Genomic DNA, 9397 nt, shown 5'->3' on the forward strand with positions numbered 1-9397 from the left:
TTCCTCCCGAACCGCCCTGACTTCCTGTCAGTTTCAGCGCGCGCCCGCAGGAACCAATTCGCGCCATTGACCAGAAAGAGCGGCAGGGAAGAATGTCCTGCCCCCGTTCGGTGCTTTCAAGCCGCGACCACCTCGAACCCCGTGACCCCCATCGCCAGCACGTCGCGCAGCTCCCGCCCGTCCAGCGCGATGCATCCCTCGGTCGGCGGGTAATCCGGCCGCGCCAGGTGCAGAAAGATCGCGCTGCCGCGCCCGCGCACCACCGGCCGGTCGTTCCAGCCGAGCACGCCGATCACGTCATATACGTGGTCGCCGCGCCACAGCTCCTCGTGCCGCGCCTCATGCGGAAGGCGGATCATGGTGTTGTAGGCGGGGGAGGCGGGGTCGTCGCACCAGCCATCGTTTGGCGCGATCGGCTCCACCGGCACCGCACAGGCGGGCGCCGCGCCACGATCGGCCCGGTACAGCACCCGACGCAGCGGCAGCAGCCCCAGCGGCGTGGCGCCATCGCCTTCTTCCTTGTGCGGCGACACGCCGCCGCGCCCCAGGGCGCAGCGCCAGGTGCGGCCCTGCAGCCGCAGCCGGCCATCGGAAAGAACCGTTGCGATCATCAGTCCAACAGGTGCCCGAAGCGTTCGGCCTTGGTTTCCAGGTATTTGTCGTTCACGCCATTGGCCGCGAAGTGGTGTGCCGCACGCTCCGTCACCTCGATGCCGCAGGCGGACAGCCCGGCCATCTTGTCCGGGTTGTTGGTCAGCAGCCGCACCCGCGGAATGCCGAGCTGCCCCAGCATGGTCGCCGCCACCAGGAAGCCGCGCTCATCCGCGCCATAGCCCAGCGCCCGGTTGGCATCGAGCGTATCCAGTCCACCATCCTGCAGCGTATAAGCGCGCAGCTTGTTCACCAACCCGATGCCTCGCCCTTCCTGCGCCAGGTAGAGCAGCACGCCCGAACCCTCTTCCGCCATGCGGCGAATGGCGCCGCGCAGCTGCGGCCCGCAATCGCAGCGCAGGCTCCCTAGCAGATCTCCGGTGAAACATTCGGAATGCGCCCGCGCCAGGGGCGCGCCGCCGCGGGCGGCCAGGGCCTCCGGCTCGCCCACCAGGATCGCCAGATGCTCGATTCCGCCATCCGCAGCGCGGAAGGCGACAATGCGCGCATCCTGGGCATCCTCCAGCGGCACCCGTGCCTCGGCCACCCGCACCAGCGTGGTCGCCGCCGTCGCCGGATAGGACAGCACATCCGCCGCCGGCACCCGCAGAAGGCCAAGCCGTTCCGCCACGTCTTCCCGCACGGGCGCCGCCACCAGCGCCGGCAACAGCCGACCCAGCTTGGCCAGGGCAATGGCGGCCGGCCCCAGCGCCGGCGGTGCCACCAGTTCGGGCGCATCCGGCAGCAGCCGCTCGGCGACCGGGTCGGCCAGGCTGCGCAAGGCCGCCGGCTGCAGCAGCGCCGGCGGGAGCCGCAGGGCCGCGACGCCATCTTCCGCCCCCGGCTGCCCGGCCCCGGCCAGGCCGGCCTTCACCGGGCGCTGCAACACGGCTGCCGCCCGCACCGGCGCCAGCAACAGACAGGGAGGGCTCAGCGCGCCCTCGGCCAGTTCGGCCAGTCCCCGCGCCCCGACCGTCTCGGCCGCCGCCACCAGCAGCGTTCCGTGGGAGCTGCCTTGCGCCCCCCCTGGCACACCGGTGATCAGCACCGGCGTCCCCCGCTTCAACTCGCTGACGGCGCGGTGAACGCCGCGCATCGCGATCGCCAGCGCGTCCGGCAGGGCCGGCCCGATCTCGGGGTCATGCCGCAACTCGGGCGCGACATTGGCTGGGTTGGTCATACCATCGCTTTCCGTGAGTCTCATCCATCATGGGCCACCGCCAGCGGCCTGCCAAGGACAGGCTACCCCACGCCCGGCCAGGGCGAACGACGCACCCGACCTGATGTGGTCCGCCCGAAAGCGTTGCCATCCCCTCACACAGGGATAGAAAAATGAATTCGCCGCGCGCGCGGAGACAGGTTGGGCTTGCCCCACCGACGCGCTGCCGTCACCATGGCCGTGGTTGGCTGCCCGCGTCGCTGATGCAACCCTGACTCCAGGCAGCCTTTGTCTTTCCACTTGCCTCCACCACCCCACCCCGGGGCCGGCGGGCGGCACACTGGCATTGTCTGGAGAGCGCATGACCGGCCCGCGGCCGATCCTGATCGTGGACGATGATGACGCGCTTCGCGTCACCCTGTCCGAACAACTGGCGCTGGATGGAGAATTCGCGCCGGTCGAGGCCGCGACCGCCTCCGAGGCCGCCGACCAGCTCTTGGCGGCGGATAGCCGCTGCGACGCGGTGCTGCTCGACATCGGCCTGCCCGATGGCGACGGCCGCGAGCTCTGCGCCAAGCTGCGGCACGAAGGCGTCAAGATCCCCATCATCATGCTGACCGGCGCCGACGCCGAGCAGGATGTGGTGCGCGGCCTCGACGCCGGGGCGAACGACTACATCGCCAAGCCCTTCCGCATCGGCGAGCTCCTGGCCCGCCTGCGCGCCCAGCTCCGCGTCTTCGACAATTCGGAAGACGCCGTCTTTGTCATCGGGCCCTACACCTTCCGCCCCTCGGCCAAGATGCTCCTGGAGCCGGTGAAGAACCGCAAGATCCGCCTCACCGAGAAAGAGGCCGCGATCCTGAAGTTCCTTTACCGCGCCGGCGGCCGCCCCGTGGCCCGCCAGATCCTGCTGAACGAGGTATGGGGCTACAACGCCGCCGTCACCACGCACACGCTGGAAACCCACATCTACCGCCTGCGGCAGAAGATCGAGCCCGATCCGGCCAACGCCGCCCTGCTCCTGACTGAGGGCGGCGGCTACCGCCTCGACCCCCAGGCCGGCCGCGCCGCCGCCGCCTGATCCGGGGCCGTGAGAACAAAGGCCGGGTGCCCGAACAGGCACCCGGCCTTTTTCATGCCCGCAGCCCGCCTGGCAGATTTCCCGCGCCCCGGTGCGCCGCGCGCGGCACACTCCACCCGCGCCCGCCAGACCGGCGGCCCGATTCGCCACCGGCCGCTCCCAACCAGCCCGCCCCTGGGCACCCTGACGGAGAAGGAACGCCAACCCCCCATGGACGAAATCCCCGCCGGCCTCATCGTCGTGCTGATCCTCCTGGGCCTCGCCGTCCTCACCGCCTTCAAGGGCATCCGCACCGTCCCCCAGGGCGAGAACTGGACGGTTGAGCGCTTCGGCGCCTTCACCCGCGTCCTGCAACCGGGCCTGAACCTGCTCATCCCCTTCATCGACGCCGTCGGCCACAAGGTGAACGTCCAGGAAATCGTCCTCGACATCCCCGAACAGGCCGTCATCACCCGCGACAACGCCAATGTCTCGGTGGACGGCGTCGTCTACTACCGCGTCATGGACCCTGAGAAATCCGCCTACCAGGTGCAGAACCTCACCCAGGCCCTCTCGGCGCTGGCCATGACCAACATCCGCGCCATCATCGGCGAGATGGACCTCGACCAGGCCCTCTCCTCCCGCGACAAGATCAACTCCCACCTGCTCTCGGTGCTGGACGGGGCCACCGACCCCTGGGGCGTCAAGGTCACCCGCGTCGAGATCCGCAAGATCGAGCCCCCCGCCAACCTTGTCGCCGCCATGAACACCCAGATGATGGCCGAGCGCGAACGCCGCGCCGTCGTCATGCGCGCGCAAGGCGACCGCGAGGCCGCCGTGATGCGCGCCGAGGGCGCCAAGGCCGCCCAGATCCTCGAAGCCGAAGGCCGCCTCGAAGCCGCGCAACGCGACGCCGAGGCCCGCGAACGCCTGGCCGAGGCCGAGGCCCGCGCCACCCATGTGGTGGCCGAGGCTGCCCGCAACGGCGGCGAGGCCGCGCTCAACTACTTCATCGCCGAACGCTATATCGGCGCCTTCGGCCAGCTCGCCGGCAACCCCTCCTCCAAACTGGTGGTCGTGCCGGTCGAGGCCGCCTCCATCGCCGGCGGCATCACCGGGGCCATGGAACTCTTCCGCGCCAACGCCGCCACAACACCCGCCGCCCCCCGGCGCGGCGGCAGCGTCCCCGAAACCTGATGCTGTCCGGCATCCCCGCCTGGGCGATCTGGACCGGCCTCGGCCTGCTGCTGATGGCGGCGGAAACCCTGCTGCCCGGCGCCTTCCTGATCTGGGTCGGGGCCGCCGCCCTCGGCACCGGCCTGACGCTGGCCGTCCTCCCCCTGGGCTTCACCGCCACGGCGCTGCTCTTCATCGCCCTCCTGGCGGCGGGCGTGGCGCTGTCGCTGCGCGTCTTCCGCCCCCGCGCGAAAGCCGGCACCCTGAACACCCCGGGCTCCGGCCTGATCGGCCGCCACGGCACCCTGCTGGAGAACGGCCGGGTGCGCGTGGGCGATTCCGACTGGCCCGCGCGCGGGGCAGGGGAGGCCGCCCCCGGAACAACGGTGGAAGTGGTGGCGGTGGAGGGAACGACCCTGGTGGTGCGCGCGACCTGACGCGCCCGCTCAACCCGCCGCCCGCGCCTCCAGATACTCCAGCAACGCCGCCCGGAACGGCAACAGGCTCTTATACGCCGCCATCGCCTCCGGCATCGCCAGCACCGCCGCCCGCAACCGCGCGGCCTCCCCCTCCGCCGCGACCACCACTCCCAGCGGCCAGACATAACTCCGGATCCCGAACACCACCGCGCCCGAGCGCGGCAGCCGCACAAAGCTCTGCCGCTCCACCCGCAAAAACAGCCGCGCCCCCGCCTCCTCGGCCCGCAACGAACTGGCCTTGCGCCGCCCATGCCCCACCGGCTGATGCAGCGCCGGATCGTCCAACACCGACCAATTGGCCCGCACCGCGATCTTCCCGGGGGCCAGCAGCGCCAGGAACCGGTCCACCGGCCGCTGCAACCGCTCGGCATAGAGCGGCACCGGCCCATGCACGCCGCCCAGCGGCAACCCGATCTTCTCCGCCAGCCGCCACCGGTTGGGAAAGCACAACACCCCCGCCACCAGGCGCGGCACGCCCCCCTCCACCCGCATCAGGCAGAAATCCTCCTGCACCAGCCGGCCCAGCGTGGCGAGCGGCGCCTCGGCCCCCGCGATCTCGACGTCCTCCCCCAGCAGCCGGTTCGCCAGCCGTCCGCCCTCCCAGCCGAACCAGGCCGGATGATGCTCGGCCAGATTGGCCGCCACCGCCCCCAGCAACTCCGCCCCAGCCTCAGCCGCCTCCGGCAACCCGATCACGACCTCCCGCGCCCGCTCGGCGATCAACGCCCGCCGCTCCGCGACCTCTGGCCCATACAGCCGGTCGACCCGCAGCCACTCCCGCGTTGGCACCGTGCCCAGCCCCAACGCCATGCGAAACGCGCCATCCTCGTACGGGCGCAGGATCGGCGGCTCAGGCAGTTCAGGGGGCGGGATCATCCAGGGCGTCCTGCGGGGCGGGACGCCAACGCTACCGGAGGCACGCGGGGCGGGGGAAGGCGCTGCCTTCCCCCGGAACCCCCATCCGCCAGGAGGCTGAGCCTCCTGGACCTTCACTGAGAACTGCTTTGAATATGCAGCACCAACAAAAATTGACTTTTCGATAAATTTAGAGACTCATCTTCCACGTCTTGCGAACTGCGGAAGCTGGATAAATGGCTGCAGCACCCCGGAAGTTTTTGACAACCGCCAAGTTCGCGATGGAGGTCGATGGTGATCTCCGGGCTTTGCTGTCGGCGCGAGAGTGGAGTGATGGCACAATTTTCGTTGACTTAAAGCCGGGTGAGTTTATGCGCCCCACCTTGTATCACGATTGGGAAATCGAAAAACCGATTAAAGCGCAAAAATACTCGATCCATCCGACTAATAAAAGTAAAATCAAAATCAACGTGATCAAACTGACAACGACTCTGCAAGATGGTACTGAATTGACGCAGGCGAATTATACAAAAGGTATAAAATCTAATAGTTCATTTTCTGTTTTATACACCAAAAGAAGCCCAGACATTCGCGACAAACCGTACGATATCGATGATGCGCGTGATTATATAAGAATTGGAAAATACAACCCTCATAATTCGACTCTAATATACTCTGTCGTGGCCTCTAGAAAGGGAACAGAATTGAGGGCTAACCCGGCCCGAGATATATTTAATGTCTACAATCATACGATCGGTCATTTTAATATAGCCATCTGTTGGACCGTGGCATCCTTAAAATCAGACGTAACAGGTACGATTTTTCATACTATTACGTTCAAGGAGGGGCCTCACCCGATTACTGGAGAGATTGAGGCGCCTTTATTTTCCCCGGCCTTAGAAGCGAGGCCAACTATAAAATATTTGAAACAAATCCGACTACAAATTTTGGCTAAGCATTTTCATGATATGGTTATGAAGAAATTTCTCAATGAGAATGAGGCTAGTCAGATATTTCGAGAAGTGACATTCGATTTGGTTGGACTATGAAAAGCCTAAGGAACAGCTAGGCTAGCGCGAGCACTTGACAAAAGGACTAAATTCCTACATTCTCCGCTCCCCCCCCCGGAGCCGGCCCCCCATGTCCCGCCTCACCACCCCCACCCCCTGGACCCCGCTCTCCGACACCGCCTGGGCCGCCCTCCGCCCCCACCTCCCGCCGCTGGCCCCTCAGGGCCGCCGCACCCCTGATCCGCGCGCCCGGCTCGATGCCATCTTCCACCTCGCCCACGCCCCCGGCGCCGCCTGGAAAGACCTCGCCCCCCAACACGGCCGCCCCGACACCGTCGCGCGCTTCTTCCGCCGCCTCTTCCATGCCGGCTTCTGGCACCGCCTGCTCAAACTCCTGGCCAAAGCCCCGCCCGGCCACCCGCTCCGCGCCATCGAATACAGCATCTGCCGCGCCGCCCGCCGCGCCGCGCGCCTCGGCGGCCTACCGCTTCTCATGCTCATCCGCCGCCTCGGCCTGCGTTCGGCGCTCGATGCACCCCCCTGGCTGCTCCCCGATCCGCTTTTGTCCGAAACCTTGCGCCGCCACCCGCTCAACCACCGCACCCCCGCCGAAACGCTGCGCACCCTGGCCCGCCTCGCCCGCGACGCCGCCGGCCGTGCCCGAATCCCCCGTTCCGTCCGCCTCGGCTGGGCATGACTGCCTTGCCGGCGCCGCCCCTCTGCGGCAAACCCCTGGCCTTCGCTCGTTCGGAAAAAGGGACCCACGCAATGGCGGTCAAGGACGTGAAAAAGGTGGTGCTCGCCTATTCCGGCGGGCTGGACACTTCCGTCATCCTGAAATGGCTCCAGACCACCTACCAATGTGAGGTGGTGACCTTCACCGCCGATCTTGGCCAGGGTGAGGAGCTCGGCCCGGCCCGCGACAAGGCCCTGATGCTCGGCATCAAGGAACAGAACATCTTCATCGACGACCTGCGCGAGGAATTCACCCGCGACTTCGTCTTCCCCATGTTCCGCGCCAACGCCTTGTATGAGGGCTGCTACCTCCTCGGCACCTCCATCGCCCGCCCGCTCATCGCCAAGCGCCAGATCGAGATCGCCGAGCAGGTCGGCGCCGACGCCGTCAGCCACGGCGCGACGGGCAAGGGCAACGACCAGGTCCGGTTCGAGATCGGCTACTATTCCCTGAAGCCCGACGTGAAGGTCATCGCCCCCTGGCGCGAATGGGACCTGACCTCCCGCACCAAGCTGCTGGAATTCGCCGAGGCCAACCAGATCCCCATCGCCAAGGACAAGCGCGGCGAGGCCCCCTTCTCGGTGGACGCCAACCTCCTGCACAGCTCTTCCGAGGGCAAGATCCTCGAGGAGCCCTGGGACGCCCCGGACGAGATCGTCTGGCAGCGCACCGTCTCGCCCGAGGCCGCCCCCGACAAGGTCACCGAGATCACCATTGAGTTCGAGCGCGGCGACGCCGTCGGCATCAATGGCGAGCGCCTGTCCCCCGCCACGCTGCTGACGAAGCTGAACGCCCTGGGCCGCGAAAACGGCATCGGCCGCCTCGACCTGGTGGAAAACCGCTTCGTCGGCATGAAGTCCCGCGGCTGCTACGAGACCCCGGGCGGCACCATCCTCCACACCGCCCACCGCGCGATCGAGAGCATCACCCTCGACCGCGAGGCTGCCCACCTGAAGGACAGCCTGATGCCCCGCTACGCCGAGATCATCTACAACGGCTTCTGGTTCTCCCCCGAGCGCCGCATGATCCAGTCCCTGGTGGATGAGAGCCAGAACAGCGTCACCGGCACCGTCCGCCTGAAGCTGTACAAGGGCAACACCATCGTCACCGGCCGCCAGTCGCCCAACAGCCTGTATTCCATGAAGCACGTCACCTTTGAGGAAGACCAGGGCGCCTACGACCAGTTCGACGCCCAGGGCTTCATCAAGCTGAACGCCCTCCGGCTGCGCCTCGGCGCCATGGCCGGCCGCAAGGGCGGTGCCCTCTGACCTGATCCCTCCGGGGCGGCGCAACCCGCCCCGGACCCCCACGGGCAACCCCGATCCCGACCGGCTGTTTTTGTCCGAAACCCGCCGAAAGGATCAGGCCCATGCGTTTCGTCCGCCGTATCGCCCTGCTGTCCCTGGCCAGCCTCGCCGCCGCACCCGCGGTCCTGGCCCAAGGCGGGATGTCGCCCAGCGGCATGGCACCAGCATCCTCCGCTGGCACCTTGCCACCGCCCGTGCCGCGCGGTGCCCCATCGACGAACTTGTCGCCCATGGCCATGCCCGCCCCGGGCACCGAGCGGGCGGCACCCACCCCGGCGCAGCCCTTCTCCAATCTCAACCTGCCGAAGCAGGATGTGGGCAACGGCGCCTACAATGGCGGCGGCATCGTGCTGGAATACTCGCCCGACGGCACGTCGCGCCTGGCGCGCTGAGCTCCGCCGCAGACGAGGCGCGGAAACAGCGCCCGCACCTCGCTGTTCGCGCCCCGCAGTTCTCAGGCCGCGCGCACGGCCCGGCAGGCGCCCGGCAGGCGCAGCCTCACCGCGTGCGCCCCGGCACCCAGCCCGGCCTGCACCAGCATGGCCGCGATCCAGAACACCGGGAATTCCCAGCCGCCGCCGGCACGGCTGAAGACCCATCCATTGCCGCCGTGCTGCAGCGCGGCGCCGATCAGGATCGGCAATGTCAGCAGCGACACGGCGCGGGTCCAGATCCCCAGGATCAGCGCCACCCCCGCCGCGGTCTCCGCCAGCGCCACGATGGCGCCGAACACCGGCGGGTAGCCCAGGCTGCCGAAATATCCCATCGTTCCCGCCAGCCCGAAGGTCAGGACCTTCATCCACAGCCCGTGGGCCAGGAACAGGATGCCCAGGCTGACGCGCAGCAACAGGGCGGCATAGGGCGCGGTGCGTTCGGTGCTCATCATGGATCCGGTGTCCTTGCGGGATGCGGCCCCTCCGGCCGCCACGGCTCCGCTCCTACTCCGCCCCCCGGGCGCGCTTCC

Annotated in this window: 11 protein-coding genes; 7 read left to right on the top strand and 4 right to left on the bottom strand. The window is 67.9% G+C overall.

Annotated features, from left to right (window positions below):
• Positions 1 to 116: 116 nt before the first annotated feature.
• Both ACFOD4_RS09800 and ACFOD4_RS09805 read right to left on the bottom strand, forming a co-directional pair.
• Complete coding sequence (locus ACFOD4_RS09800; protein ID WP_379595977.1) at positions 117 to 611, bottom strand: L,D-transpeptidase family protein; 495 nt, start codon at positions 609 to 611, stop codon at positions 117 to 119.
• Positions 611 to 1831, bottom strand: coding sequence for a GTP cyclohydrolase II (locus ACFOD4_RS09805; protein WP_379595978.1), 1221 nt, complete (start codon positions 1829 to 1831; stop codon positions 611 to 613). The genes ACFOD4_RS09800 and ACFOD4_RS09805 overlap by 1 nt, the downstream gene beginning before the upstream one ends.
• Positions 1832 to 2171: 340 nt before the next feature.
• Here ACFOD4_RS09805 and ACFOD4_RS09810 point away from each other — a divergent pair, with 340 nt between their 5' ends.
• From ACFOD4_RS09810 to ACFOD4_RS09820, 3 genes are all read left to right on the top strand, one after another.
• Positions 2172 to 2891, top strand: coding sequence for a response regulator transcription factor (locus ACFOD4_RS09810; RefSeq protein ID WP_379595979.1), 720 nt, complete (start codon positions 2172 to 2174; stop codon positions 2889 to 2891).
• Between the two features lie 210 nt (positions 2892 to 3101).
• Positions 3102 to 4067: an SPFH domain-containing protein gene (locus ACFOD4_RS09815; RefSeq protein WP_379595980.1), complete on the top strand. Its 966-nt coding sequence runs from the start codon at positions 3102 to 3104 to the stop codon at positions 4065 to 4067.
• Entirely contained in the window at positions 4067 to 4483 is a 417-nt protein-coding gene (locus ACFOD4_RS09820) for an NfeD family protein (RefSeq protein ID WP_379595981.1), read from the top strand. The genes ACFOD4_RS09815 and ACFOD4_RS09820 overlap by 1 nt, the downstream gene beginning before the upstream one ends.
• 9 nt (positions 4484 to 4492) lie before the next feature.
• On the opposite strand, the gene ACFOD4_RS09825 is transcribed toward ACFOD4_RS09820, so the two are convergent.
• A complete protein-coding gene (locus ACFOD4_RS09825; RefSeq protein WP_379595982.1) occupies positions 4493 to 5401 on the bottom strand; it encodes a heme-dependent oxidative N-demethylase family protein in 909 nt (302 codons plus the stop codon).
• A 215-nt stretch (positions 5402 to 5616) separates the two neighbouring features.
• On the opposite strand from ACFOD4_RS09825, the gene ACFOD4_RS09830 reads away from it, so the two are divergent.
• The 4 genes from ACFOD4_RS09830 to ACFOD4_RS09845 all read left to right on the top strand — a co-directional run bounded on the left by ACFOD4_RS09830 (position 5617) and on the right by ACFOD4_RS09845 (position 8825).
• Positions 5617 to 6429, top strand: a complete 813-nt coding sequence (locus ACFOD4_RS09830; protein WP_379595984.1) for a hypothetical protein — start codon at positions 5617 to 5619, stop codon at positions 6427 to 6429.
• Positions 6430 to 6520: 91 nt separating this feature from the next.
• A complete protein-coding gene (locus ACFOD4_RS09835) occupies positions 6521 to 7087 on the top strand; it encodes a transposase (protein WP_379595985.1) in 567 nt (188 codons plus the stop codon).
• Between the two features lie 71 nt (positions 7088 to 7158).
• A complete protein-coding gene (locus ACFOD4_RS09840; protein WP_379595987.1) occupies positions 7159 to 8394 on the top strand; it encodes an argininosuccinate synthase in 1236 nt (411 codons plus the stop codon).
• 101 nt (positions 8395 to 8495) lie between these two features.
• Positions 8496 to 8825, top strand: a complete 330-nt coding sequence (locus ACFOD4_RS09845) for a hypothetical protein (RefSeq protein ID WP_379595988.1) — start codon at positions 8496 to 8498, stop codon at positions 8823 to 8825.
• 62 nt (positions 8826 to 8887) lie between these two features.
• Here ACFOD4_RS09845 and ACFOD4_RS09850 read toward each other — a convergent pair whose 3' ends face one another.
• On the bottom strand, positions 8888 to 9319 hold the full coding sequence (locus ACFOD4_RS09850; protein WP_456316882.1) for a DoxX family protein: 432 nt from the start codon (positions 9317 to 9319) through the stop codon (positions 8888 to 8890).
• Between the last annotated feature and the right edge of the window lie 78 nt (positions 9320 to 9397).

It is taken from the genome of Teichococcus globiformis, from assembly GCF_042646265.1.
Classification (GTDB): domain Bacteria; phylum Pseudomonadota; class Alphaproteobacteria; order Acetobacterales; family Acetobacteraceae; genus Pseudoroseomonas; species Pseudoroseomonas globiformis.